This is a genomic window from Domibacillus mangrovi, from assembly GCF_001906925.1.
Classification (GTDB): Bacteria; Bacillota; Bacilli; order Bacillales; family Domibacillaceae; genus Domibacillus; species Domibacillus mangrovi.
Map to the genome: position 1 here is coordinate 288391 of NZ_MRWQ01000006.1, position 25773 is coordinate 314163.

At 40.4% G+C, this 25773-nt stretch carries 24 protein-coding genes and 1 pseudogene; 6 read left to right on the top strand and 19 right to left on the bottom strand.

Annotation, left to right across the window (positions count from 1 at the left end):
• Position 1: 1 nt before the first annotated feature.
• From cobT to BLL40_RS08690, 4 genes and pseudogenes are all read right to left on the bottom strand, one after another.
• On the bottom strand, positions 2-1054 hold the full coding sequence (gene cobT, locus BLL40_RS08675) for a nicotinate-nucleotide--dimethylbenzimidazole phosphoribosyltransferase (protein ID WP_073711518.1): 1053 nt from the start codon (positions 1052-1054) through the stop codon (positions 2-4).
• Positions 1055-1223: 169 nt separating this feature from the next.
• Complete coding sequence (locus tag BLL40_RS08680; RefSeq protein WP_073711519.1) at positions 1224-1364, bottom strand: FbpB family small basic protein; 141 nt, start codon at positions 1362-1364, stop codon at positions 1224-1226.
• A 133-nt stretch (positions 1365-1497) separates the two neighbouring features.
• Positions 1498-4224, bottom strand: a complete 2727-nt coding sequence (gene acnA, locus BLL40_RS08685; RefSeq protein WP_073711520.1) for an aconitate hydratase AcnA — start codon at positions 4222-4224, stop codon at positions 1498-1500.
• A 293-nt stretch (positions 4225-4517) separates the two neighbouring features.
• Positions 4518-4709: pseudogene (locus BLL40_RS08690) on the bottom strand (RNA-guided endonuclease TnpB family protein); the annotation flags it as partial.
• A gap of 359 nt (positions 4710-5068) precedes the next feature.
• On the opposite strand from BLL40_RS08690, the gene BLL40_RS08695 reads away from it, so the two are divergent.
• Positions 5069-5353, top strand: coding sequence for a hypothetical protein (locus BLL40_RS08695; protein WP_083566435.1), 285 nt, complete (start codon positions 5069-5071; stop codon positions 5351-5353).
• A 68-nt stretch (positions 5354-5421) separates the two neighbouring features.
• Here the strand turns inward: BLL40_RS08695 and BLL40_RS08700 are convergent, their stop codons facing one another.
• From BLL40_RS08700 to BLL40_RS08710, 3 genes are all read right to left on the bottom strand, one after another.
• The gene (locus BLL40_RS08700) at positions 5422-6015 is read right to left on the bottom strand and encodes a lytic transglycosylase domain-containing protein (RefSeq protein WP_095532837.1); all 594 of its coding nucleotides are present in this window, start codon (positions 6013-6015) and stop codon (positions 5422-5424) included.
• A gap of 118 nt (positions 6016-6133) precedes the next feature.
• The gene (locus BLL40_RS08705) at positions 6134-7645 is read right to left on the bottom strand and encodes a glycine betaine uptake BCCT transporter (RefSeq protein ID WP_073711522.1); all 1512 of its coding nucleotides are present in this window, start codon (positions 7643-7645) and stop codon (positions 6134-6136) included.
• A gap of 106 nt (positions 7646-7751) precedes the next feature.
• Entirely contained in the window at positions 7752-9257 is a 1506-nt protein-coding gene (locus tag BLL40_RS08710; RefSeq protein WP_073711523.1) for a hypothetical protein, read from the bottom strand.
• Positions 9258-9609: 352 nt separating this feature from the next.
• Between BLL40_RS08710 and BLL40_RS08715 the strand changes: the two genes are divergently transcribed.
• Positions 9610-10302, top strand: coding sequence for a L,D-transpeptidase family protein (locus tag BLL40_RS08715; RefSeq protein WP_245797927.1), 693 nt, complete (start codon positions 9610-9612; stop codon positions 10300-10302).
• A 50-nt stretch (positions 10303-10352) separates the two neighbouring features.
• On the opposite strand, the gene ald is transcribed toward BLL40_RS08715, so the two are convergent.
• From ald to BLL40_RS08745, 6 genes are all read right to left on the bottom strand, one after another.
• On the bottom strand, positions 10353-11465 hold the full coding sequence (ald, locus tag BLL40_RS08720; protein ID WP_073711524.1) for an alanine dehydrogenase: 1113 nt from the start codon (positions 11463-11465) through the stop codon (positions 10353-10355).
• Between the two features lie 249 nt (positions 11466-11714).
• A complete protein-coding gene (locus tag BLL40_RS08725) occupies positions 11715-12941 on the bottom strand; it encodes a PucR family transcriptional regulator (RefSeq protein WP_073711525.1) in 1227 nt (408 codons plus the stop codon).
• A gap of 186 nt (positions 12942-13127) precedes the next feature.
• On the bottom strand, positions 13128-13307 hold the full coding sequence (locus tag BLL40_RS08730; RefSeq protein WP_073711526.1) for a hypothetical protein: 180 nt from the start codon (positions 13305-13307) through the stop codon (positions 13128-13130).
• Positions 13308-13490: 183 nt separating this feature from the next.
• Complete coding sequence (locus BLL40_RS08735; RefSeq protein WP_083566440.1) at positions 13491-14078, bottom strand: SCO family protein; 588 nt, start codon at positions 14076-14078, stop codon at positions 13491-13493.
• A 101-nt stretch (positions 14079-14179) separates the two neighbouring features.
• Positions 14180-17293 carry an AAA family ATPase gene (locus BLL40_RS08740; RefSeq protein ID WP_073711527.1) on the bottom strand — a complete coding sequence of 1038 codons (3114 nt, stop codon included), beginning with the start codon at positions 17291-17293 and terminating at the stop codon, positions 14180-14182.
• A gap of 2 nt (positions 17294-17295) precedes the next feature.
• Entirely contained in the window at positions 17296-18411 is a 1116-nt protein-coding gene (locus tag BLL40_RS08745) for an exonuclease SbcCD subunit D (protein WP_073711528.1), read from the bottom strand.
• A 401-nt stretch (positions 18412-18812) separates the two neighbouring features.
• On the opposite strand from BLL40_RS08745, the gene BLL40_RS08750 reads away from it, so the two are divergent.
• Positions 18813-19238, top strand: coding sequence for a DUF2621 domain-containing protein (locus BLL40_RS08750; protein WP_073711529.1), 426 nt, complete (start codon positions 18813-18815; stop codon positions 19236-19238).
• A gap of 16 nt (positions 19239-19254) precedes the next feature.
• On the opposite strand, the gene BLL40_RS08755 is transcribed toward BLL40_RS08750, so the two are convergent.
• Together BLL40_RS08755 and BLL40_RS08760 are read right to left on the bottom strand one after the other, a co-directional pair.
• Positions 19255-19767 (bottom strand): CcdC family protein, encoded by a 513-nt coding sequence (locus tag BLL40_RS08755; RefSeq protein ID WP_425429407.1) that lies wholly within the window; start codon positions 19765-19767, stop codon positions 19255-19257.
• Between the two features lie 13 nt (positions 19768-19780).
• On the bottom strand, positions 19781-20488 hold the full coding sequence (locus BLL40_RS08760; protein ID WP_073711674.1) for a cytochrome c biogenesis CcdA family protein: 708 nt from the start codon (positions 20486-20488) through the stop codon (positions 19781-19783).
• A gap of 157 nt (positions 20489-20645) precedes the next feature.
• On the opposite strand from BLL40_RS08760, the gene BLL40_RS08765 reads away from it, so the two are divergent.
• Positions 20646-20825, top strand: coding sequence for an aspartyl-phosphate phosphatase Spo0E family protein (locus BLL40_RS08765; RefSeq protein WP_073711530.1), 180 nt, complete (start codon positions 20646-20648; stop codon positions 20823-20825).
• A gap of 45 nt (positions 20826-20870) precedes the next feature.
• Here the strand turns inward: BLL40_RS08765 and BLL40_RS08770 are convergent, their stop codons facing one another.
• Both BLL40_RS08770 and BLL40_RS08775 read right to left on the bottom strand, forming a co-directional pair.
• Positions 20871-21389 (bottom strand): hypothetical protein, encoded by a 519-nt coding sequence (locus BLL40_RS08770; protein WP_073711531.1) that lies wholly within the window; start codon positions 21387-21389, stop codon positions 20871-20873.
• A gap of 157 nt (positions 21390-21546) precedes the next feature.
• Positions 21547-21726 (bottom strand): YjzC family protein, encoded by a 180-nt coding sequence (locus BLL40_RS08775; RefSeq protein WP_073711532.1) that lies wholly within the window; start codon positions 21724-21726, stop codon positions 21547-21549.
• A 327-nt stretch (positions 21727-22053) separates the two neighbouring features.
• Between BLL40_RS08775 and BLL40_RS08780 the strand changes: the two genes are divergently transcribed.
• Both BLL40_RS08780 and BLL40_RS08785 read left to right on the top strand, forming a co-directional pair.
• Positions 22054-22398 carry a hypothetical protein gene (locus tag BLL40_RS08780; protein WP_073711533.1) on the top strand — a complete coding sequence of 115 codons (345 nt, stop codon included), beginning with the start codon at positions 22054-22056 and terminating at the stop codon, positions 22396-22398.
• Between the two features lie 733 nt (positions 22399-23131).
• On the top strand, positions 23132-24766 hold the full coding sequence (locus tag BLL40_RS08785; RefSeq protein WP_073711534.1) for a Na/Pi cotransporter family protein: 1635 nt from the start codon (positions 23132-23134) through the stop codon (positions 24764-24766).
• Positions 24767-25077: 311 nt separating this feature from the next.
• Here BLL40_RS08785 and BLL40_RS08790 read toward each other — a convergent pair whose 3' ends face one another.
• Complete coding sequence (locus BLL40_RS08790; protein WP_073711535.1) at positions 25078-25311, bottom strand: hypothetical protein; 234 nt, start codon at positions 25309-25311, stop codon at positions 25078-25080.
• A gap of 172 nt (positions 25312-25483) precedes the next feature.
• Complete coding sequence (locus BLL40_RS08795; protein ID WP_073711536.1) at positions 25484-25699, bottom strand: YneF family protein; 216 nt, start codon at positions 25697-25699, stop codon at positions 25484-25486.
• Positions 25700-25773: the final 74 nt, after the last annotated feature.

Below are 25773 nucleotides of genomic sequence, written 5' to 3' on the forward strand. Positions count from 1 at the left end.
TTCATTGCTCCTTATTGGATACTTGGGCCGTTTCAAATGTGGCCATTTCTTTCACCATTAATACAGCTGATTGTAATATTGGAAAAGAAACCGCAGCGCCACTACCTTCTCCTAGTCTCATTTCGAGATCGAGAAGCGGCTTTTTTCCCAGCAACTGAATGAGAACGTCATGCCCAGGTTCTACAGAACGATGCCCCATAATCATATAATCGACGACTTGACTGGATATCATTTTTGCGATCAAAGCAGCAGTTGCAGAAATAAATCCATCGACAAGAATAGGTATCCGGTTGCTTGCAGCAGCAAGCATTGCACCTGCCATTCCGGCAATTTCAAGTCCCCCAATTTTCGATAAAATGTCGATAGGATCGTCTGCCCTCGGATTTCTTTTTTCAAGAGCACTTTTAATAATTTGTTGTTTATACTGAATTTTGTCCTTCTCAATTCCTGTTCCTGTTCCGACTAGCTTTTGAATATCTTGTTCGCTAACAGCAGCCGCAATAGCACTACTTGTGGTCGTATTGCCGATCCCCATCTCCCCGAGAATGAGACATTTAACTCCCTCGTTAATCATTTTTTGTGCCTGCTCATACCCTACTTCAATAGCTTTAACTGCTTCATCAGGAGACATCGCGTTTTCCTTATGAAAATTAGCTGTTCCATATCGTACTTTTTTCTTTATCAACTCTTCCTCATCTATATCACTAGCTACCCCGATATCTACGATGTACAAGCTGGCGTTGATTGATTTACTAAATACATTAATGGCTGCGCCACCATTCAAAAAATTACGGACCATTTGACCTGTCACTTCCTGCGGATAAGCAGATACCCCCTCATCAGTGATACCATGGTCCGCTGCAAATACAATAACCCCTGGCGGTGACACGTCCGGAAAAGGATCTCCTGTCATCTTTGCCAGTTCAACCGCCAAACCCTCTAATCGGCCTAAACTCCCAAGAGGTTTTGTCAATGAGTTAATATATTGCTGTACATGAGCACCTATCCTTTCATCAAGTTTGGGTATATGTATTGTTCGTAATAAGTTTTCCATCGCCCTATACTATCCTTTCTTCTTACAAAATTCTTATCTATGCAAAAAACCTTAACTTGCGGAGTTAAGGTTTTAAATAAGCACTGAATCAGTTCTAAATTCCATTAAACTATAATCACCTTTTAATAGCAACTAACAATTATGTATACAGTCCAGTACAAATACTGGACTATTTCCCCATTTTATCGTATTCAATCCACTTTAACTCGAGCCTTTCTTCAAGCGCTTTCATCGCTGCTGTATCTGCAAGTAACTCTTCCTTGTTTTCTTTTATGAGATCTGCAAATGTTTTTTTCTGAATTTTACGCATCTTGTCACTCCTTTCCCTTTTATTGTTATTATTTCCGCAACTATTATTTTTATACAAAATATTCAAACATCTATCTAAAAAAGAAGAAGCCTGTTCCAATGAAAAGGAACTGGCTTCTTCTTTTTAGTACCACTTATTTGTTATTATTCACATTTTGCAATTTGCCACGAAGAACCATTTGCAAAATACCACCATGACGGTAATAATCAACGTCTACTTCAGAATCAAAGCGGGCCAGCGCTTGGAATTCTGTTTTCTTGCCTTCTTTATTTGTTGCTGTAACCGTTACAACTTCACGTGGTTTCACACTATCTGTAATAGCCACTTCAATTGTTTCTTCACCTGTAAGTCCAAGTGTTGTTGCATTTTCGCCCAGTTTGTACTGAAGAGGAAGCACACCCATCATAACGAGGTTTGAACGGTGAATACGCTCATAGCTTTCTGCAATAACGGTCTTAACGCCAAGCAAGTTTGTCCCTTTTGCCGCCCAGTCACGTGAAGAGCCCATTCCGTAATCTTTACCGGCAAGAACGACAAGACCTGTTCCCTGCTCTTGATACTTCATGCATGCATCATAAATAGGCATAACTTCGCCTGTTGGCCAATAAGTTGTAAGTCCACCTTCTGTACCCGGCGCAATTTGGTTACGAATACGAATATTCGCAAACGTACCACGCATCATCACTTCATGGTTGCCTCGGCGTGAACCGTATGAGTTAAAGTCACGTGGTTCTACACCTTTAGAGCGTAGATATAAGCCTGCTGGTGTATCCTTACCGATCGCACCGGCTGGTGAAATATGGTCTGTCGTGACAGAATCACCGAATTTACCCATTACACGCAAGCCTGTGAGCGCTTGAATCGGCTCTGGATTTGTTGAAAGGTTCTGGAAGAATGTTGGATTCGCAATGTACGTTGAATCTTCATTCCAACTGTAAAGTGCTTCATTGCTCGTTTGAATTTGATTCCACTTTGCATTGCTATTGAATACTTGATCATATTCTTTACGGAACAATTCAGGTGTAACGGTACGTTTCACCGCTTCTTTTACTTCAGCCGTTCCTGGCCAAATATCTTTAAAGAAGACGTCTTGTCCATCTTTACCTTTGCCGATCGGCTCGTTTTGAAGGTCTACGTTTACATTACCTGCAAGTGCATAGGCAACAACAAGTGGTGGCGATGCAAGGTAGTTTCCTTTTACAAGCGGATGAATACGCCCTTCAAAGTTACGGTTACCTGAAAGAACAGACGTAACAAGAAGATCTGAATCAACAATCGCTTTTTCGATTTCGTCTTTTAGCGGACCGGAGTTACCGATACATGTCGTACAGCCGTAGCCGACAAGGTTGAAACCAAGTTTCTCCATATAAGGAAGTAGTCCGGAATCACGAAGATAGCCTGTCACGACTTTTGAACCTGGTGCAAGAGATGTTTTTACATATTTAGGCACTTCAAGACCAAGTTCGACCGCTTTTTTCGCTACTAAACCAGCTGCAAGAAGAACGTACGGATTTGATGTATTTGTACATGATGTGATCGCAGCAATGCCAATCGCACCCGTTTTCATTTCTACTTTTTCACCATCTTTGAATTTAACCGTTGCTGTTTTGTCAAGCTCTCCTGCTGTCAAGCCGAAACCATGGTTGCCTTGGGGCTCGCTGACTGCTTCTTGGAATGCTTTTTGCATTTGAGTAAGTGGAATTAGATCTTGTGGACGTTTCGGACCAGACAAATTCGGTTCGATTTCAGCAAGACTTATTTCAACGACTTCTGTATATATAGGATCTTCATTTTCTGGTGTGAAGAACATATTGTTTTCTTTTAAATACTGCTCAACGACTTGAACGTGCTCTTCTTCGCGTCCTGTTAAACGCATGTAATCAAGAGATTCTGCATCAACGGGGAAAAAACCACAAGTTGCGCCATATTCAGGTGCCATGTTCGCAATTGTCGCACGATCTGCAAGCGGAAGTGAGGCTACACCTGCACCGAAAAACTCAACGAATTTACCGACTACGCCTTGTTGACGAAGAACTTGTGTTACTTTTAACGCAAGGTCAGTAGCCGTTGCGCCATCTGGTAGTTCGCCTGTTAATTTAACACCGACTACTTCTGGAATAGGAAAGTATGAAGGCTGTCCAAGCATACCTGCTTCTGCTTCAATACCTCCAACGCCCCATCCAAGAACGCCGATTCCATTAATCATTGTTGTATGTGAATCGGTACCAACAAGGGTATCCGGATAAGCTTCAAACTCGCCTTCAGTCGTTTCAACTGCATGTACGACATTCGCAAGATACTCAAGGTTTACCTGATGAACAATTCCCGTTGCTGGTGGAACTGCACGGTAATTATCAAATGCTTTTTGGGCCCAGCTTAAAAACTCATAACGCTCAGCATTGCGGTCAAATTCAAGCACCATATTGCGCTCAAGCGCCTCCGGTGTACCATAAGCATCTACTTGCACAGAGTGATCAATAACGAGGTCGACCGGAATTTCAGGATTAATGACCTGAGGATCGCCGCCGATGTCTGCCATTGCTTTACGAAGAGACGCAAGGTCAACAACAACCGGAACACCCGTAAAGTCCTGTAAAATAACACGTGATGGTTTAAACGGAACTTCTGCTTCTTTGTCTACATTTGGTCCCCATTTTGCTAAGTTTTCAACGTGGTCTTTTTTAATGACATAGCCATCAAATTGACGAAGGACAGATTCAAGTAATACTTTAATCGAATATGGCAGGCGTGAAACTTTTGCTGTTCCTGCTTCTTCAAGAGCTGCCAGGCGGTAGTAATTATATCGCTTACCATTAAGGTCAAAGCTTGCACGGGCGTTAAATACATCATTTTTCGCCATTTAGGTTCCCCCTCTTAACTATCAGTATGTAAGACATCCGAAAAATTAGTTATTCATTTTTTCTTCTAATTTCCCACATCTTTTATCATATTATACGGATCTATATAAGTAAATAACAAGAAGTTAATCACCTTTCATAAGAAAAACTAATTACATGAACTTACCACCCTTACGAGTTGTTGGAGGTGGGGGCTTTTTAAGTATTCACCACTTTTACTAGCTGACGAAATAGACCAAGCGAATCCTCTTGTTCTAAGAGTTTATATTCGATTAGGCAGTCGCTAATAAGCGGCTGCCTTCATGAAAAACCCATCCATCGCAAAGTCTAATCCGACAACGTTTTGAATGTCCTTTGGTTTTATTTCTTTTTCATATTCAGTCAAAAACGAAATGTCGTATTTTCTCGATGAAGTCATCGAAATCGTACAAGACTTCACTACATGTCCAGAAAGTACTTCTCTATGTTGTTTCAATTTCACTTTTTTAGTTTATTATATAAGACTGATTATCCCAGAAGGACAAAAAATAAAATCCTTTAAGCTATATCTCCTAACCGAAATTCATCTCCCCCTTACCGCCTGACTATGCCCTTCACACGTTTGAATAGGGGGGACTTCTTTGGGAAATTCGTTAAACTCTTTCCACTGCGCCAGACAGAATATACGTTCCATTCAAATCCAATCCTTCCTCCCTACTCATTCCTTACATAATATACCCTCATATCCTTTTTTAAAGCGCTTCGTTTTTTCATTAAACAATGGTCAATGTTTTGAATTTATACCATGTGGGTAAACTTGTTAGTATGCGAGCGATAAAGTGACAATATTATTAAGGAGGACTTTCAATGTATAGCAGTAAAAAAACGATGAAGCAAAAAAATGGCGGACTTGGTTACCTTCTTCTCGGTGCTGGTGCCGCAGCATGGTGGATGTCGAAAGATGAAAACCGTACAAAATTTGATAGCTGGATGTCCCAGGCGAAACAGAAATTAAACGGTGAAACGTCTCCAGGGGATTCGTTCCCGGTACATAAAGGAGGCAATCCTCATCCAGAAGACATTGATGACAATAAAATGGTTGACGAAGGTTCCCAATTCGCAGTAAATTATTACAATAAAAAACAGCAGTAATAAAAACGTCTTTGCCATGTTAGGCAAAGACGTTTTTATCGTTTCACTGCGCGGAATGCCACACCTTGTTATTCAGACTGTTTCGAATACTCATCTACATAATACAAAACATCCGCTACATACTGATCGCTTTTATTATAAGCAAAAATCGCCCGCTCTAAATCACCTTCAGCGGCTCCATTTGACTGCAAATAATTCGCCGCACTAAAAATGGCATCTTCAACATCAAATGGGTCAGCTTTGCCGTCTCCATTTGCATCAACGCCGTATCCGCCGTATTTTGCAATGACTTTAGGGTCTATTTTTTCTTCTTTTGAAATTTCTCCTGCACCAAGTCCGTTGCAGGTAGGGTGCTGCCATCCGACAAATGTGCATGGCATAAACTGCATAGGACCTTCTGCACCTACTGGCGAAATCATCGGATCCATTGTTGAAAATTTGGTTTCCACCCGGTGGTGCGCTGCCAGGAGCTCCCACGGAACGCCATATTCTGCTGCAGCCGCTTTGTAAATCGGAATAAATTCTTCCGGAATGTTTTTTGTATCTATTAATTTAAATGTTGAATCACTCAAAGCAAATAGGATCAATAAAAACAGGCCTAGAAGAATAAATGAAGTAGATAAAAAAGACATTGCTCGTTTTCGTAACTTTCGTCGTTTCACTATGTTATACTCCTTTATTAAAACGGGCTCTCCTCATCATAAAAAAGACCGGAGAAAACTTCAAGTGAAACAAATGAAATGATAAAAAAGAGTATCGATTGATACCCTTTTTTATCATTTAAGTACGGGGACCACGCATGCCTTGCTTGCGCATCTCTTTCCGCTCTTCTGAAAAAGCTCGAACAAGAGAAAACATCATTAAAATAATAATGAATGAAAACGGAAATGCGGCTGCAATGAGGGTATTTTGCAATGCTTGAAGCCCACCACTGTACAGAAGTACAACGGCAATCATAGACTGGAAAATGCCCCATGCCACTTTCACATTGTTTGGCGGTGTTAGCGAACCATTCGTCGTCTGCATACCAAGAACAAATGTAGCGGAATCTGCTGATGTAATGAAGAATGTTGTAACAAGAAAAATAGCTACGATAGATAACAGCTGTGACCACGGAAGTGCATTAAAAACAGCGAACAGCACTTCTTCTGTTGCATACTGTGTCAAATCAACAGCGCCGCTCATTTGTAAATCCATCGCTGATGCTCCAAACACCGCAAACCAAAAAAAGCTGACAAGTGATGGCATAAGTAACACACCGATCATGAATTCGCGAACCGTACGTCCCCGTGATACACGGGCGATAAAAATACCAACGAATGGCGCCCAGGAAATCCACCACGCCCAATAAAAAATCGTCCACCCATTAATCCAGCTACGGTGTTCTTCGTTAAGCGGTGCAATCTGGAAACTCATACGCATCAGGTTCTGAAAATACGCCCCGATCGTATCAGTAAATATATTTAAAATAAACAGACTTGGTCCAAGAATTAACATTAAAACTAAAAGAGCAACCGCCAATACCATGTTTACGTTGCTTAAAATTTTGATTCCTTTTCCAAGACCTGATAACGACGAAATGATAAACAACACGGTCGTAATAGCAATAATAATGAACTGTACAGCAAATGAAACAGGTACCCCGAATAAATACGCAAGACCGCCGTTAATTTGTGCTGCGCCGAAGCCGAGAGTTGTCGCCACCCCGACAGCTGTAGCAAAAACAGCAATAATATCAATAAGCGTGCCAATCCATCCTTCTGTATATTTCCCGAGTACCGGCTTCAATGTAGCGCTGACAAGACCAGGTTCTCCTTTTCGGAATTGGAAGTAAGCAAGCGAAAGCGCAACGATTGCATAAATAGCCCATGCGTGCAGTCCCCAATGAAAAAACGTGTAGCGCAGAGATTCTCTTAATGCACTGTTCGTCCCTTCTTCTGACAGCGGACTTGAAACCGCATAATGGCTAAGCGGCTCTGCTGCCCCCCAAAATACAAGTCCTATTCCCATGCCCGCACTAAACAACATCGCGAACCATGAGGCGGTTGAGTATTCCGGTTTTTCCCCTAGTTTACCAAGTCGAATAGTACCAATTGGGCTAAAAATAAGCACAAGACAAAATAATACAATAATCGACACTAAAATTAAGTAGTACCATCCAAATGCAGATGTAATAAAACTTTGAATATTCGTTGTTACACTTTCAATGGTTTTTGGAGCCGTTGCCCCAAATATTGTGGCAAACAGAACTAGCGCCGCTGTCCACCAAAATACACTGGTTACTTTTTTCATACATTTCCCCTTCCAAATTGAGCGAGTTAGCAAAATAAATTAAATGATAATGGCATTATTTCCTTTAACCCATCTTTAATACCCTACCATAAAAAAAAGAGCCTTATCAAGTGACAGGGCTCCCCATATGTGATTCCTCAATACCAAATTGCTTTAATCCCGGTGTTTTAGATGCAGATTCCGCCGCTTTCTCACGCAGTTTCAGCTCTTCGCTTTTCATCTCTGAAAGTGTCTTGACGGATTCAGCTTCTTTTTTCTGCAAACGCTCCTTTTCAAACTGCCACTGGTTCGCTGTAATAAAAGCAGTGTTCATCTCTGAAATTAAATCCGTTTCATAATACGGATACTTTCGCATGACTTCATCAGCCATTTTTTCAAATGACACGCGCAGTTTTTTTTCTAAACTGTTTTTTTCTGTCTGCCAATACGTATTTGACATCCAAGCCCCAACAGACTGAAGAAGCCCTTTTTTCGTCTCATTTGATTTCATTTTAGACTGCACACGGCTTAATTTTTCGCGAATTCGTGTATTAGATACGCTAATATCTCCTAAATAAGGGCGTGCTGGATCTGTTTTTAAAATGACAATGAGACGTTCTTGCAGATTGCGATAGACCGATTGAGCTCTCTTTTCGGCACTGATCGCATTTTCAAGTTCCAACCGCACCGATGCAATGTGCTGCTTCGCCTCCTGCTGATCTACTTTCAATTCATTAATTTGCCGGATTAACAACTGGTAACTTGACTCTCTTCTAACCCACTCTGCTGCAATCACGGCCAAATCTGTTTCTTTCAAATCATCTTCCGGCGGCATATACATTAAAAGCAATGCGGAAGGCAACATCCAACTCCCTGATACGAGACTTTTCAATGCGACATCTGCTGTAAACAACGCACCTGGATGAAGCACCCATAAATAATGAGGATCCCCTTTTGGCAGATCCGCACAAATATCAGACAGCATCACTTCATACATTGATAAACCGCTTCTCGTTCCCATTTCAAATAGAAAAGAAGCAAGGCCTTTTTCCTCCAAGATCTCTGTAAATAATAGTCCATGATTTAAATGGAGATGCTCATAAATTTGTACTTGTTTGTATTCCGGCATTTCTTCCCAATAACGGCGGATCTTTTCTTGAAGCGGTTCTTTCTCTTCGTCTACTTTTTCATTTTTGAGCACACGCTCCACTCTTTTCACACTTTCATAGTGAAGCAAAAATTCGAGTTTGTCTGTGATAAGAGACTGATCAAATTTCTCCTTCAATAATTTATCTTGTTTCACCGTTTTTTCAAACCATTTATGAACGATTTCATCAGAGCGTGCAGCTACTTTTTCTTTTTCATTTAAACGAGCAGCTGGTAGCTTTAACATCTTCGTTAAAGTAATAAACACATCGAGCTGCAGCTCAGCATCCATTTGCTCATTTCGTTTGTTCGCTTCTGCTGTAATAGCAGTGAAAAACGGTGTCATCTCTTCCTTTGAAAACTGGCTTTTTGCTTTTAACGCTATTAAATCGCGCGCATTAATTTGATGCAAGATTGAATGAACGACGCGCAGCCTCATACCTGTCAATGATGAAACAGCTGCACCTATCGATTTATTTACCGTCATAACCATCCGCTCCATTTGTTGTCTTTTTTTTGATTGTACACGAAATCAGCTGGAAAGAAAATGAATGAGAGTTTTTACTAAATAAATAAGGAAAACAAGTAATTTTTGAAAAAGTTTGTTTTTTTGTCAAAAAGAGTTGTTTTATGGAAATAAATTCCTTAGAATAAAGTTACAATTTTTGTTGATTGGAAGTGATTTCATAATTATAAACTACTAGGGGAGGTCTTTATATGCAACAGGAAGCAAGACGCATCGAATCGCCGCAAACGAAACTTGATTACGCAGCAATTGCGGCTAGACAGAAGTTCAAGTCGCTAGTTAGAAAGAAAAAGGAGGCTTTATAGTGAAGCATATGATTTATATGTGTTTAGTGATTCTTTTACTTATTTCTATTTCTCCTCAGTCACCAGAAGCAGCCCCTGATCCATACGTCGCTGCATTATCCAACGTAATTGACAGCAAACAGGTAATCATTGCAGAAGGACAGACATCTTCTAGTATAGCAACAGTGAAACTATATGAAAAAGTCGGGAGCAACTGGGTGTTAAAACGTGTCTCACCGGCTGTCACTGGTAAAAATGGACTGTCTTTTACGAAGAAAGAAGGAAATGGAGCTACACCAACAGGGATGTATGCCATCGGTGAAATGTTTGGCTTTGCAGCAAAACCAGTCGGCGTAAAATCACGTTATACAGTTACAAACAAATTTCATTATTGGGTAGATGACGCTACGTCAAAAGACTACAACAAATGGATATACTACCGCGGCAATCCATTCACACGCTGGAAATCGTTTGAACGGCTGAATCATACGCTCTACAAACACGCAATTATTATTCGCTATAATGAAAATCCTGTCGTGAAAAATGCCGGCAGTGCGATCTTTATTCACCTATGGCGCAGCGGTACAACCCCGACAGCAGGATGTATTGCCCTCAGTGAATCACATTTAACAGTTCTAATGAAATGGATTGACCCAGCAAAAACGCCCAAAATCGTCATTGGTACACCGGATTCGATCCAAAAAGAACTGATTGCTCTTTAATGTCACAAAAAACCGGTCATCAGCTGATGACCGGTTTTAGTTTTACACTGTTACATTAGTTCATCCAGCTGCTTATACGCATAACCAAGATCATCGGCGACCGCTTTGTATGTGACGAATCCTTTTAGCGTATTAATACCGCATTTTAAAGCTGCATTTTCGGCTACCGCTTTCTCAAACCCTTTATCCGCGATTTGAAGCGCATACGGAATGGTTACATTTGTCAATGCAACAGTCGATGTCCGTGGCACAGCACCTGGCATATTGGCCACAGCATAATGAACAACACCATGCTTTACATATGTTGGATTGTCATGTGTCGTAATGCGGTCTACTGTTTCAAAAATACCGCCCTGATCCACCGCTACGTCCACAATAACTGAGCCCTCTGACATCGATTTCACCATTTCTTCTGTTACTAGTCTTGGTGCTTTAGCTCCTGGAATTAATACCGCACCAATCACAAGATCAGACTCTTTCACGGCTTCTGCAACATTAAATGGGTTTGATATTAACGTTTGAATCGATGAGCCGAATACATCTTCCAAGTGCCGGAGACGATCTGCGCTTAAATCAATAATTGTAACGTCGGCACCAAGACCTATCGCAATTTTTGCTGCATTCTTTCCGACCATTCCACCCCCGATGACCGTCACCTTGCTTTTTTTCACACCCGGTACACCTCCAAGCAGAACACCCTTTCCCCCTTCTTGCTTTTCTAAAAACTGCGCGCCAATTTGTGCGGCCATCCGACCCGCTACTTCACTCATCGGTGATAAAAGCGGCAGCGTTTGGTTCACACTAACCGTTTCATATGCGATGCCTATCACTTCATGTTCAACAAGTGCCTTCGTTAACTCCGGCTCTGCTGCAAGATGAAGATACGCAAAAAGTATAAGCCCTTTGTGGAAATATTTGTATTCCGATGCGAGCGGCTCCTTTACTTTCATGACCATATCTGAACGTTTCCATACCTCAGTTGCCACGTTCAAAATTTCCGCCCCTGTTTTTTTATATTCTTCATCAGAGAAGCCACTTCCCATCCCAGCCCCGCTTTGTACAAGTACATGATGTCCTGCTTGTACAAATGAATTAACGCCAGCTGGTGTAATAGCAACCCGATTTTCATTGTTTTTAATTTCTCCTGGTACGCCAATAATCATGACAATTCATCCCCCTAGTTGATTATTTTCCTTATCATCATAGCCCCACTGAATAAAAATGAACTCAGGTAAAGAGCACCGCGGCCTGCGGCAATACCTGAGTGACCGACTTCAGCCGGCCCGAACCAATCGGGCTTTTACAGGCAATTGATCCCCTTGCTTACCCTTCTTTTTTCGAAGTCTTGAAGAAGGGGTCTTACTGCCCGTTAATGCGGGATAAAAAGTCAATAGAAGTATTTTTGTTCATTTTCACAAAAATGAATCATCCATTTGACGAATCAATAAATCAATATAAAGCAATGTTTTTTCATTCATATCTTTCAAATCAAATCCTGTAATTTCTGTCATCCGTTTCAACCGGTATGCAAGCGTATTCGGATGAACATGCAAAACCCCCGCTGCCTCGTTCATATTACCATCGTGAGCTAAAAACGTATAAATCGTTTCAATCATATTCGCACGATGCATTTGATCATAAGCTTGCAGTTTTTCAATAATCGGATTTCTCTTCCCTTGCCGGACCGTGCGAAAATCATCAATCGATTTAAAAACACCTATTTTTTCGTAGCAGTGCGGCATTTGTATTGTCGAAAACAGTTCTTTCATGCGCAGCACATATAATGCTTCTTGATAGCTTGTCTGCACATCGATTGGATTTTTCACAATACTTCCCGCTGCCCCTGCTGTCTGTATTTGCAGCCTTTCTGATGCTTTCGCAATAAAGTCTTGAATATAATGCTGTACCGCATTTGTTTTACCTTTATCTGGAAACCGAATCAGTAAAATAAGCTGATTTCCATCATACGTTCTCGCTATACATGATAATTGCTGGAGTGTTTCAACAAGATAGTCTATTTGCCGCTCAAGCGTACGGTCAATTGTCTGTTGAAAGTCAAATACTACTGCCAGCAGTTCAGCCGACAACGGCATTCCATAGCTTTTATTCACTTGTTCCACTTCATTACGTCCGTTGAAGTGTCCGGTTAACAGCTTCCAAAAAAACTCCTGGTGGCTTTCTTCAGCCGCACGTTTTCGCTTCTCGTGCTGTAGAAGCTGGCTTTTCACCGCTTTTGCAGCTTCCTTTAAAATAAACATTTGCTCATTCGAAAAATGCGCCTTTGATTGCGCCCAAATAAAACCGATCACTTTCCCTTGCTTTCTAACTGAAATAGCGACACGTTCACCAAGCTCAACTTGATCAATGGCCGGGATAATGACCGGTTCTTCTGTTTCAAATAATTTTGGAATAGCTCCGCTTTTCCATAAACTATTAATCACATGCTCCGGTACACGACGGCGCATAATCGTTGCAATCCGCACCGGATCTATTTCTCCTTCATGGCGGCTGTACGCAATAATTTGATGATTTGCATCTTCAATTGTAATAGGACAGTGAAGGGCATCACTAATGCGATCAGCAAGCATTTCAATCGATTCATATTCATTGGCAAAATACTGATTGACTACATTCGACATTTTATTCCTCCGCTCATTTAACTATTTCTATTATAAATGGCGAGAGAGTCGTTGTAAAAAAATAAAAAAGTGGAATCATGAGGGTGATTCCACTTCAAAACATGATAGCAAATGGCTCTTGGCGGTCATCGAAGTTATCATAGAAAAAGGTCATGTAAAGGCGCAGAAAGAAAAAGTAGAGAGGTATTAATACTTTCTAGATCCACAGCGAGGGCAAATATAAACATCTTCAGCATCATAAATGGAACCACACTTTGTTTGTTCAAGCACGACGAGCGCACTTCGGAGTTCAGCACGCTGCCCTTCCCAACCACATTCACATTTTACGCTGTTCATAGAGCCAAATTTGTATAATCCATAGTTCATACAGTCACTCTCCTTAACACAATATTCAGAAAAAGCTGTACATTTATCTTACACAAAAACCCAAATTATCGCAACTAAAAAATTATTAATTTTTTGTGAATTATGTGAATGTCAAGTCTTATTTATTTTATGCTCATTTATTTATATGCAAAAGCCCCGAATACGTGATTCGGGGTGCTATTCTTAAGGTTGTTCTGTTAATTGCTTCACATCCAACACAATTTCATCGAATGGCACGTCCATATTACCTGCATAACTCTTGACAACAGTGCCTTCTTTATCGACTAAATAAAAGCTCGTTCCATGCATGATCTGGTCAGAATTTGGATCTGGAATCGCTAATGTTTGAAAGCTCTTTTCCGCGAATTCGCGAATATATTTGCCGTCATAACCCGTCAACAAATCCCAATTCGATTCATCTGCTTCATAATGGGAAATATATTCTTTCAATGCTTCCGGTGTATCACGCTCCGGGTCAACACTAAATGATACAATGCGATAGTCTTTTACGCCTTCTTCATTTAACATGTCTTGAAGATCACTCATGTTTTTCGTCATCGGTGGACAAACAGTCGTACAATTTGTGAAGACAAAGTCAGCAATCCACACTTTCCCTTTCAAATCGGACAAATTAACTTCTTTCCCATCTTGGTTCGTATTCTTGAAATCCTTCACTTCTACATCCATATTTCCTTGAAAATCGCTGTTGCTGCATGCAGACAGCACAATCATCACAATCCCGACAATTATCATATAACGAAATAATTTCAAAAAATCCCCTCCAAACAGCTTTTGTATATTTATCGTAAAGGATATTCATTCATTTCTCAATGAACAAACTCGCTTTCCCGTGAACTATTTATGAATATTGCTTATATTTCACCTGAAAACACAAATATCGCTTCGCTTCCCCTCTCTGACTGCTTCACTTCTAAACGAGCATCAATTCGCTCTTTCAACTCTGGTACATGCGATATAATCCCGACAAGCCGGCCATCTGATTGAATATCCATTAGCGTTTCAATCGCTTGATCCAGCGATTCTGGGTCAAGCGTGCCAAATCCTTCATCTACGAACATCGTTTCTAGTGACACACCACCCGCATAATTTTGTACAACCTCCGCAAGACCAAGTGCAAGGGCGAGCGCCGCTTTAAAACTTTCACCACCCGACAATGTCTTTACATGACGGCTTGCCCCCGTATATTGATCAAAGGCTAATAGATCAAGTCCGCTCTGGGCATTTCCTTTTGCACGCTCCGTCTGCCGTTCCAGCTGGAATCGTCCATTTGTCATACCAACAAGCCGCGTATTGGCAGCGATTAAAATATCTTCTAGAAAAGACGCGAGTACGTAACGCTCAAACGTCACTTTCAATTCATTTTTTCCATGTGCAATATCATACATATGCCCAGCAAGACGATACTCTTCCTCAACGCGGGCGATTTGCTCGGACAGACGCATGACGGCCTCTTTTGTCCGCATCGACTCACTCATCTGTGCCGCAAGCATACCCGCCTTATGTGTCCATTCGTTCATTTCATCGTTCAACATATCAATTGTATCGCTCAATTTATTAAGATCCATCCGCTCGAGACCGTTTGTTGTCTTTTCCAATTCACGAATTTTCATGTGAATCGCACGTTGCTCTTCGTTATACAGCTCCACTGATTCCTTCATCGGAAGAAGATGATCGACAAACGGTTTTGCATCTTGATAAGACTGCTCATCGATGAATTCATTTTCCAGAAGCTTTTCGGAAAAGATGGCTGCCGTGTCTTTGTATGACGCTTCTGCTTCTACCATCGCCTGCTCTCGTTCATTGAGAATGGAGACCGCTGACTGGAGTGCCACATGCCATTCATGGTACACAGTACGGGCCTGTTCTACTTGCTGTTTATCCTGTTCTACTTGCTGTTTTACTTGATCAAAAACTTCGATAAATTGAGCTACATTCCGCATCTGATCCGGTACGCTTTTTTCCATTTGCGCAAGAACGCTATTCGCCTCAATATGTGCGCGCTGTTCAGCTGCTTCTATTTGCCGGTTTTGCTCTATATTTTGCACGATCATTTCTTTCTGCTGATTGAACATGTGAAGCTGTTCAGCCAGTTGCTGTTTTTTCTCTCGATCATGTTCAGCTTTCTGCCTGTCCATTTTTGCCCCTTGAAGCATTTCTTGAACATCTTCAATCGTTTGATCTTCAGACAATTTGGCTTTCATTTTTTCAATTTCTTTTTTTAAGGTGTTTACGGCAAACTGGATGGAAGACAGTTTTCGTTCTTCATCATAACTCTTTTGCTCAATCAATGATGCGTGTTTCTCTGCTTGTTCGACATCCTCATCGCGAATTAACGGGTCGTCATCACCGGAATAAGCCGGTTTAGGATGATGAATGGAGCCACAAACGGCGCATGGTTCGCCTTCTGTCAAATGTAATGCGAGAAGAGCCGCTTGTTCGTGTTTTAATTTCTGCCGTAAAGCAAGTACTTGTTTCTTACTTTCAACCGCTTTTTGCATAGCCTCCGCAACCCGTTGCTCCGCTTCTTTTTTCTCGGCTTCGAGCGTCGATAATTGAGATGCTGCAGCTCTTGCTTCTTTATGCAGCTCAAGCATCTGATCTGCTTTTTCAACGAGCCGGTCCGCTTTGATAAACCGTTCACCCGCTAATTCAAGCGGCTTAATCGTATGTTCGGCCTCACTTATTTTTTGTTCCATTTCTTGAAGTGTTTCATGCAATCGTACACCGCTAGCCACTGCATTTACCAGTTTTTCCCTGCATATTGATTCATTCTGCACTGCTTCTTTAAAAGCATAAACAGATTCTTTCATTGATTCCAACTGTTGATAGTGTCTGATCGCTTTATCACGCTCCGGCTGCCGGCTCTCTTCTCGCTTCAACACTTTCTCTGCTTGATCAAATTGCACACGTGCCAATGTTTCGTTTTGCATCGCTTCCTTTTTTCGCTCGTGTGCCAATACCAATGCTTTCTCAGCTTTTTGAACATGGTCTTCATACGAAAGCAACTTTTCTGCTCTTTCGGCACGAACGATATTTACAGTAATCAATTGCATTTGTTCCTGTCGGTCGTCGAGCTGTCTTTTTACTTCAATTGACTGTGTCAGAGCATCAAACTGCCTGTTCAGCGTCGTACCCCGCTCACGTTCTGCGACGTGTTCATCGCGTTTTTTTCCAACCTTCACAATGTTTTCCTTCATCGATTGATGCTCTCGTTGCATCATGTCCATATCGATATCTAACTGCTTAAAGACTACATCTGTCATCACGTCCTCCTCGTTCAGAAGAATGCTCATTTCATGTGAATACAGAGGCAAACTTTTTAGCATCGTCATTTGTTCAGCTACTGTTTTTCCTGCTTCTTTCTTCAATATATCTGCTTTTTCTTTCAATCGTTCCTCTACTTGTTTATAAAAAACTGTTTGAAACAGTTTCTGCAAAATTTTTTCTTTATCTTGACTGCTTGCCATAAGCAGTTTTTGAAATTCACCTTGTGGAATCATTAAAATTTGCCGAAATTGATTTGCTTCTAAACCGATTAGTTCATTTATTTTTTCATCTGTATCACGTACATTGGCCGCCAACAGCACTTTCTTTCCTTCATCCGTTATTTCACTTAGTTCAGCCGTCGCACTTGCAATCGTCGTACCCGTTCCGCGCGCTTTCACTTTTTCTTGCTGTGGTGTACGGCGGATCACATATTGACAACCTTTCAGTTCAAATAACAATTCCACCTCCGTCAACTGTCCCGCTTGCGCAAACTGGCTTCTCATTTCTTGTGCACTCCGGTTATCACCACTCGGCCTGCCATACATTGCAAAGCTAATTGCATCAAAAATGGTCGTTTTGCCAGAACCGGTCTTTCCCGAAATAACAAACATTTTCCGGTTTTCAAGCAGTGAAAAATCAATTTCTTCTCGTCCTGCATATGGACCAAATGCGGTCATTGTTAATTTTACCGGCTTCACGTTTAATCACCTCCTTTTTTCACATCATCCATCACCGCTGCCATATAAGCTTCTTTTTCATCCGTAAAATCGAGGCTTGTCATGGCCTTGTAAAATTCATTAAACAATTCCAATTCATTTTTTTGCTTTCGCCTAGTAGAAGCAATTTCAAATGAATGGATTTTTGCCGATGCCCTTTCCATATGTAATATGTTCGGAAATTTCCGCTTCAACTTTGCCATCGGATCAATTAACGCACCTTCATCCTCCAGCGTTACTTTCATGTAGTCATCTGTTTCATTCATTTCCATTACTTCATCAAGTAGTCCTTTCACTTCTTTCATATCACGAATCGGTGTTAACGCTTCTCTCCGCACGCTTAATGTTCCTTTTTCGTTCAGTTCTACTATGGATACACTTTTCGTGTGTGCCGCTTCTGAAAACGAATATTTCAAGAGTGAGCCAGAATATTGTACTGTATCATGGCGGATGGCGTTCGGATTATGCAGATGGCCAAGCGCCGTGTAGTGAAAAGGACTAAACAGCTCTGCTCCGACATTTCCTGTTCCACCAACGGATAAAATACGTTCGGAGTCACTCGTCTCCCCGCCGGTCACAAAAGCGTGACCAACGGCAATATGAATGGCATCACGATCCATTTTTTCGCTTAACCGCCCCGTAATCACCTTCATCGCATCATGATGAGAATGAATCGATTCATCTTCATACACGTGACGGACGATTCCCGGTTCCGCAAATGGTATGCAGTGAAAGTGAACACCGTCGATTACAGGACAATACATCCCATTCTCGATTTTCCCAGCCAGATAAAAGCGGCTTTGACGGAACCATGTCGAGCCGAATGCCAGCCGATCCGCACTATCATGATTGCCTGATATCGCCACAATCGGCACATTCATTTCCACATTAATGTGATACAGTACTTCGTTTAATAGATTCACAGCAGAAGCCGGTGGAACCGATCGGTCGTATAAATCACCTGCGATTACAAGCGCATCCGGTTTTTCGCGTTCAATAAGCAAGATCAGTTTTTGTAAAACGAAACGCTGATCCTCTGTCATCGAGACGCCGTGTACAATTTTGCCAAGGTGCCAGTCAGCTGTATGTATAAATTTCACATGATTCACCTCTAGTCGTATGTATGTTCTTATCATAACGAAATATTCAGAGAATGAAAAGGATGAATTAGCATGCTTTTCTTGCTATAATAAAGTGAAACTTCATTCAGTGAGGGTTAGGTTCACAGAATGTGAATCATGCAGACGTTGTCACAGGACGTGACGATCTTAGTCTGCGTTCCACTATCCCCCCACTGAATGAAACAGGAACTCAAGTAAAGAGCGCCGCGTCCTGCGGCAATACTTGAGTGACCGGCTTCAGCCGGCCCGAACCAATCGGGCTTTTACGGGCATTTGATCCCCTGCTTATCCTTCTTTTCTTTTCGAAGTCTTGAAGAAGGGGACTTACTGCCCGTTAATGCGGGATAAACAGAAGAAGATAATCTTACGGGGGTTTGATCATGCTTGAAGGTTGGTTTTCTTATTTTATTATGATATGGACAGTCGTCCTTGTCTCATTGTTTGCAATCGGTGGATTTTTTATGTTCCGCAAGTTTTTGAAAAAAATGCCTAAACAAGATGGCCGATCAGATATGGATTGGGAAGAGTATTATGTTGATCAGACAAGGAAAATCTGGGGGAAAAATGAAAAAGCAATGCTTGAAGAACTCGTTAGTCCAGTGCCTGAATTGTTTCGTGACGTCGCCCGTCACAAAATCGCCGGCAAAATCGGTGAACTTGCATTAAAAGAAAAAGCGCGCCACATATCAACTGATCTTATCGTACGCGGCTACATTATGGCTACACCGAAGCGCGACCATAAATTTTTGCGCAAAAAACTGGATGAAATGCAGATTGATGCTTCGCCATATCAGCATCTATTTTAGAAAAAAGCACCATTCGTCAAATTGGACGAATGGTGCTTTTTTCTGTGGCATCTATAATCTGTTGCCGTTTTAATTTCATATATTGACTATACATCGCCAATCGCCACGGAACGATCATCGCAAACGCTAAAATGAAAAACATACCACCTAGTTCGCCGATATCAATCTTCGTCGATAAAACAAGTTTACTAATAAGGCGCACGACTAAAAGAGTCATTAAAATAATTGGAAATGCTTTGGATCGTTTCAAATAAATCGCAGCATCTCGTATTTCAAAATTTGTTGTTTTCATTAATAAAAGAGAGAAGACCATTCCAACTGCTATTGCTTCGAGCATCTCCAACAACGTCACCCGGAACTCCGGAAATAAAAACATAAGAGCCCCGGTACTCATAAAAAGCGGCGGCATAATGATTTTCTTCGCTGTTGTCGGCTTTTTCGCTGCCCGCATTCTAACAAAGAATGCAAGGATCCCCATCATAACAGCAGCTACTGATGATGCCGCAATCATCCAATCCATGTCAATCATTCCTTCAAACGTGTTAAAAGCCGGTGAATCCTCCAAACAATGGAGTGAGAATCATAATAATTTTCGTCATCCAGTCAAAAAACAGCACAATGCCCATGATGATCATAACATAACCGCCGATTTTTACAATCTTAGCGCTATTCGTCCGAATCCACTTCATCCGGCCGATAAAGAATGAAAGTACGAAAAATGGAATAGCGAACCCAAGCGTATACGCCATCATATACAGCATCGCTGAATCAGGATGCGTCCCCGCCATATAAATAACAGCAAGCAAGATAGGGCCGGTACATGGTGTCCATCCCGCACCAAACGCAAGACCTATGAGTACAGATCCTAAATAGCCGACCGGACGGTTTTTAAATGCCATCCGTTTCTCCGACATCATAAACTTAGGCTGCAATATACCTGTTACAATAAGACCAAAGAAAATAATAAAAATTGCGCCAAGCTGACGGATTAAATCATCCCATTCTTTTAAAAACTGACCGATAAACGACGAACCGAATCCGAGTAACATAAAGACGAGGGAAAACCCCATTAAAAAAAATAGTGTGTGTAGCATACTGCGACGCTGAAGCATCGCATTATCGTTTTTTAATTCATTCACGCTCATGCCGGTAATATACGATAAAAAGGCAGGATAAAGCGGCAGACAGCACGGTGAAATAAAACTTAAAAACCCTGCTCCGAATGCCAGAAAAATATTTAAATCAGCCATCATCAACATCCTTTCCTCCCCATTGTAACAGAACTGGCCTCATTCGTACTCCGAATAAATTGTGAACAGAAGAAAACTACCAGTCGAAAGTTCTTTTTGAAAATAATTAAATGATTGGGTATACTATTACAGGTAGAATAAGAAAGGGATGTCCTCTATGGATAAAGACATGTTGCTGTCCGCAATTGAAGAAAAACGGACGGAACTTTTCAACATCGCGATTGATAATGGACTAACTTCACCGCTTGCAATCGAGTATAGCCAGGAATTGGACCAGCTTTTAAATTTATATGAAGATTTACATATTCCTAAAACTCCTAAAACCAAAAAATATTGAATTAAAGTAAAAGGGCGATCCAATTAAATAAGATCGCCCTTTTTTCTATTTCTTTTTATATACACAGATTAAACCGCTTTCAATAAACATTTGGTCAAACTCGGCTGTAACATAGTGACCGGCTTTTACTTTCTGGCCTATTACATTTTCTTCTGTAAAGATAATATCACCATCTAAAGCACTTGTTCCTCCGTAATACGTTTCATTATGTTCATTCCATACACGTGTTATTTTATAATCAATCCGTTTTGGTTTTACATATTCTGCTATATTAAAACCGCCGTCTTCCCAGTATGAACGGATGCGATTACCGACAAATAGTTCAATTTCAACATCAGATTGTTTAAAGCGAAGGGTCTCACCATTACTAGAAACAGCCCGGTAATACCCTTTTTCGATATCTTGTGATTTAAATGTCACAATATAATGTTTTAAGGAAATACCTTCTTTTTCGAGCTGTTCAAACGCTGTACCTGTCGGCTCATCTTCGTAAGCATATACGAGGGCATTTACACCAAGTATAATAAAAATCGTTATAAATAAAGACAAGTACCATTTTTTCATGGCAAACACTCCTTTTCCTTCATTAATTCATTTTACTCATTACTCAGCGTACTTATTCATCAAAAAATAAAAAAAACCGTTTTTTCAAATAAAAAACGGCCTTCTATCGATCTCGGTTTATTCACTCTGTGAAAATTAGGAAAATATTTTTAAGTGATTATGGTTTGCGCTGGTACATCCAAACACGATTATGATTTGTTGTATCCGGGAAAGTATCGCCTGCTTCTAGTTTGACTTTTTTGGGATTGTTTACTGTGCTCCCTGTTTCGCCGATTTCCACATAAGATCCATTATTCGGCACTTTTTGTCCCGGCTTAAATTGATGATTTTGTCCCATATTGTTCACTCCTTTTTAATGGTTGCTTTTTTAGCCTTTCCAAATCCAAACTCGTTTATGAATAATTTTAAGGAAAAGATTGAACATCAGAATAATATGAAAATGGTGAATGGTTCATAGATTTCATCAGCCCCCTAGCTATATAAACAGAATAGGTAATCATCTATCTAAAAGGGTTCGTTGGAAAAAGTTTTTTGCCGACTTTATAAACATGAAGAAGAATGGTTTTTAATTTGAATTTTTTGATTACAATGAGGGATATAACCTCTTATTCTGGAAAATGGATTAAACGAATTTTTCAAATAAGTATGAAAGGGGCGGGAAATCATGAAGGAAGTCATCATCAGTCTTTTAGCGGCTATAGAATCGTTGACCGTGAAGGATATAGTCGATTTTGCTGCATATACGTTTTTTTTTATTACACTTGCAGTCTTTGTCTGGCAAGTACATCGATACATCGGTTTTGTAAAAAAGGCGATTCTCATGAAAAAAATCGGGTTAAGCATTATCGTGCAGAGCTTCTTCACTATTTATCTTGTTCTCATTGCCATACTGTCTGCTGGGATTAACGGTTTTACAGGTGTTTTTTGGGTCTTTTCTTTTATCGGTTTTTCTCTAACACTGATATTTATGATCGATCATGCAGCGAAACGAGAAAAAAAGCTCTCTTAATGAAGAGGTCTTTTGCATCAACCTACATTAAAAAAAGAGCGACTCATGTAAACGAACCGCTCCCCGTAAGTGTTATGAATAACGTCTTCCATCTGGGGGCTAGGCCTACAGAACGGTGGTCATGCAGACGTTGTCACAGAACGTAACATTCTTATTCTAGTCTTCGTTCCGCTGCATTCAGAGAACAGAACAACTCATTTGCACTTTACTTACGATGATCATCTTTATAGTCTATATAAGGATGATCATCTGAGTACGTTTCTTCATAAAAGACATTTCTATATTTAAGGCATACGATTCATTAAAAAAGAGAGTTCCACAAAACGAATGTTGTTATTTCACAAACGCATTTTCTTTATATATATTTTTGATTGGTTATATTCTTACCGTTTTTTATCATCGTTTTCTTGTGTATCCTCTTTCCCTTCAAAGTTCGCTGCATAATGTTTGTCCTCGTATTTTCCATTACTTGAAAGTGAAGACTTTTATAAATTTCTTGAATAGGGACATTTCATCGGCCCTTTCCTAAATAGATCTTTTATATTGTAGTCAGCCAGTGAAAACTATTCAAGGTATATCCATTATAATTATTATAATTTGTAATCTAATTTTAATATTAAGGGGATAATATTAATATAATGTAAATTTAGATTGTATACCCTTTACTTTTACTATACCTTTTCTTCATAATTGGATAGAATTTTGTCGAAAATTAGGGACTGGAGCTGAAGTTATGGAAATTAATTTCCAAGAAGTACTATTTCAATTTTTAGGCGGACTTGGAATTTTTTTGTACGGGATTAAACAAATGGGGGATGGCCTACAAGCATCTGCCGGCGAACGCCTTCGTGAAATTTTAGATCGATTTACGACAAATCCGCTAATGGGCGTGCTTGCGGGTATACTCGTAACGGTGTTAATTCAAAGCAGTTCTGGTACAACGGTTATTACAGTGGGTCTAGTAAGCGCCGGGTTTATGACGCTTAGACAAGCCATTGGTGTCATTATGGGAGCCAATATTGGAACAACTGTTACAGCATTTATTATCGGCATCGATGTTGGTGAATACGCTCTTCCAATTATTGCTCTTGGATCTTTATTGATTTTCTTCTTTAAAAATAAAAAGGTAAATAATCTAGGGCGAATCGCTTTTGGTTTTGGATTGCTTTTTTACGGATTAGAATTAATGAGCGGAGGAATGAAGCCACTTCGGGAGCTTGAAACATTTCATGAATTAACAGTTAGTATGGCTTCAAATCCGGTGCTCGGTGTAATTATCGGAACGCTCTTTACAGTAATTGTACAAAGTTCCAGTGCTACGATCGGGATTTTACAGGGGCTTTTTTCAGAAGGATTGCTTGATATTCATGCCGCACTACCAGTGTTATTTGGGGATAATATCGGGACGACTATTACAGCTGTTCTGGCTTCCATTGGGGCCTCTGTTGCGGCGAGACGGGCAGCGGCAACACATGTTTTATTTAACATTATTGGAAGCGTCATTTTCTTAATTATTTTGCCGTATTTCACGCGATTTGTTATTTATCTGCAAGCGTCCTTAAATTTAAACCCTGAACTGACGATTGCCTTTGCGCATGGGACATTTAACGTGACCAATACGTTGATTCAATTGCCATTTGTTGCGGTGCTAGCCGTGATTGTGACTAAGCTAATCCCTGGTGAAGATGCCTTTATTGAGTACAAGCCTAAGCATCTTGATCCAATTTTTATTGAACAATCTTCTTCAATCGCCTTAAGTCAGGCAAAAGAAGAAGTGATTCGCATGGGTGAATATGCGATTAAAGGAATGGAAGAAACGCATAAATACTTAAAGACTAGACATCAAAAACATGCTTCAACAGCTGAGAAACTCGAAGAAGCGATCGACAATCTTGATCAGAAAATTACCGATTATCTTGTAAAGGTTGGTTCACAACAGCTGAGCGGTACTGAATCTGAACGTCATTCAACACTAATGGACGCCATCCGGGACATTGAACGTATTGGAGATCATGCTGAGAATATTTGTGAACTTGTTGAATATCAGCAGGCAAACAAAGTACTGATTTCAGAAGACGCGATGGCTGATTTAGATAAAATGTTTAAACTGACTACTGAAACAGTTTCAAAAGCAATTCGTTCTCTTGATTTAAATGACTTGGATCTTGCCCGCGAAGTGGCTAATCAGGAAGATCTTATCGACAAAATGGAACGGAAGCTTCGCAAGCAGCATATTTTCCGTATGAACGAAGGACAGTGTACAGGACAGGCAGGAATTGTATTTGTTGATATTATCTCTAACCTTGAACGCATGGGTGATCATGCAGTTAATATCTCAGAAGCAGTGCTTGGCATTCGAGATATTTAAAAGGCAAGCAGCTGTCTGTAACAGCTGCTTCTAGCTTGTAGACAGAGTCTTCACTTTATTAGACTCTGTCTACAAGCTTTTTTTGTATAGATCTAAATATTCATACAAAATTCTTGCCCTTAACCACTGGAAAAATGGATTGTTGTTCAGCATGTATATTGAACAATTAGAAATTGAGATAAAGTGATACTTCATTCAGTGGGGGTTTTCTTCATCCCCCACTGAATAAACAGGAACTCAGGTAAAGAACGCCGCGTCCTGCGGCAATACCTGAGTGACCAGGCTCTGACTGGCCCGAACCAATCGGGCTTTTACGGACAATTGATTCCCCGCTCATCCTTCTTTTCTTTTCGAAGTCTTGAAGCGAGGGTCTTACTGCCCGTTAATGCGGGATAAATTCTTTCCCATTGAGTAATTCCACTCTTATCTTTCAGGAACACTTTGACGTTCTTTAATTCCTTCCATTTGTTAAGCAATGTCTTGTTTATAAATCCTTTCGGCAAAAAATAGTAGATATACTCATTAAACGCATCTTCTAATTTCATAATAAAAACCACCTTTCTTGGTTAATCTTTCAACCAGAAAAGGTGGTTATTGTTATTTACAAGGAAAATAAACCATATGAACGCAACAACAGTGAAGAAAGATTAACCTTTCGACCTTCTGTTTAAATAAATAAGCAAATAAAAATCCTTCTATCCCTTATACAACAAGGAATTATTTATCCTGTTGTTTATTCATTTGCGCCATCATTTGATTGATTTTCTTTTGCGATGGTTTTTGACCCATTTGCATCATCATCATTCGCAGCATTTGCTCGTTAATTGGTGGATTTTTCTTCAAATAATCCATCATGTAACGGCGTGCAATGAAAAAACCGATGGCAACGCCGGCAGCGAGTGCCAGTACAGCCGTAAGTACATACCAAAACATAAACGTGTTCCTCCTTCAAGTTGTCTATTCAAAGTGTACTAAACCATTGATGATTATACAATAAGGGCAGGTGA

Excerpts from the sequence above, each read along its gene's own strand:
- cobT (WP_073711518.1), bottom strand. The coding sequence starts at position 1,054 with ATGGAAAACTTATTACGAACAATACATATACCCAAACTTGATGAAAGG.
- BLL40_RS08680 (WP_073711519.1), bottom strand. The coding sequence starts at position 1,364 with ATGCGTAAAATTCAGAAAAAAACATTTGCAGATCTCATAAAAGAAAAC.
- acnA (WP_073711520.1), bottom strand. The coding sequence starts at position 4,224 with ATGGCGAAAAATGATGTATTTAACGCCCGTGCAAGCTTTGACCTTAAT.
- BLL40_RS08695 (WP_083566435.1), top strand. The coding sequence starts at position 5,069 with ATGTATAGCAGTAAAAAAACGATGAAGCAAAAAAATGGCGGACTTGGT.
- BLL40_RS08705 (WP_073711522.1), bottom strand. The coding sequence starts at position 7,645 with ATGAAAAAAGTAACCAGTGTATTTTGGTGGACAGCGGCGCTAGTTCTG.
- BLL40_RS08710 (WP_073711523.1), bottom strand. The coding sequence starts at position 9,257 with ATGACGGTAAATAAATCGATAGGTGCAGCTGTTTCATCATTGACAGGT.
- BLL40_RS08715 (WP_245797927.1), top strand. The coding sequence starts at position 9,610 with ATGATTTATATGTGTTTAGTGATTCTTTTACTTATTTCTATTTCTCCT.
- ald (WP_073711524.1), bottom strand. The coding sequence starts at position 11,465 with ATGATTATTGGCGTACCAGGAGAAATTAAAAACAATGAAAATCGGGTT.
- BLL40_RS08725 (WP_073711525.1), bottom strand. The coding sequence starts at position 12,941 with ATGTCGAATGTAGTCAATCAGTATTTTGCCAATGAATATGAATCGATT.
- BLL40_RS08730 (WP_073711526.1), bottom strand. The coding sequence starts at position 13,307 with ATGAACTATGGATTATACAAATTTGGCTCTATGAACAGCGTAAAATGT.
- BLL40_RS08750 (WP_073711529.1), top strand. The coding sequence starts at position 18,813 with ATGCTTGAAGGTTGGTTTTCTTATTTTATTATGATATGGACAGTCGTC.
- BLL40_RS08755 (WP_425429407.1), bottom strand. The coding sequence starts at position 19,767 with ATGATTGACATGGATTGGATGATTGCGGCATCATCAGTAGCTGCTGTT.
- BLL40_RS08760 (WP_073711674.1), bottom strand. The coding sequence starts at position 20,488 with ATGGCTGATTTAAATATTTTTCTGGCATTCGGAGCAGGGTTTTTAAGT.
- BLL40_RS08765 (WP_073711530.1), top strand. The coding sequence starts at position 20,646 with ATGGATAAAGACATGTTGCTGTCCGCAATTGAAGAAAAACGGACGGAA.
- BLL40_RS08770 (WP_073711531.1), bottom strand. The coding sequence starts at position 21,389 with ATGAAAAAATGGTACTTGTCTTTATTTATAACGATTTTTATTATACTT.
- BLL40_RS08775 (WP_073711532.1), bottom strand. The coding sequence starts at position 21,726 with ATGGGACAAAATCATCAATTTAAGCCGGGACAAAAAGTGCCGAATAAT.
- BLL40_RS08780 (WP_073711533.1), top strand. The coding sequence starts at position 22,054 with ATGAAGGAAGTCATCATCAGTCTTTTAGCGGCTATAGAATCGTTGACC.
- BLL40_RS08785 (WP_073711534.1), top strand. The coding sequence starts at position 23,132 with ATGGAAATTAATTTCCAAGAAGTACTATTTCAATTTTTAGGCGGACTT.
- BLL40_RS08790 (WP_073711535.1), bottom strand. The coding sequence starts at position 25,311 with ATGAAATTAGAAGATGCGTTTAATGAGTATATCTACTATTTTTTGCCG.
- BLL40_RS08795 (WP_073711536.1), bottom strand. The coding sequence starts at position 25,699 with ATGTTTTGGTATGTACTTACGGCTGTACTGGCACTCGCTGCCGGCGTT.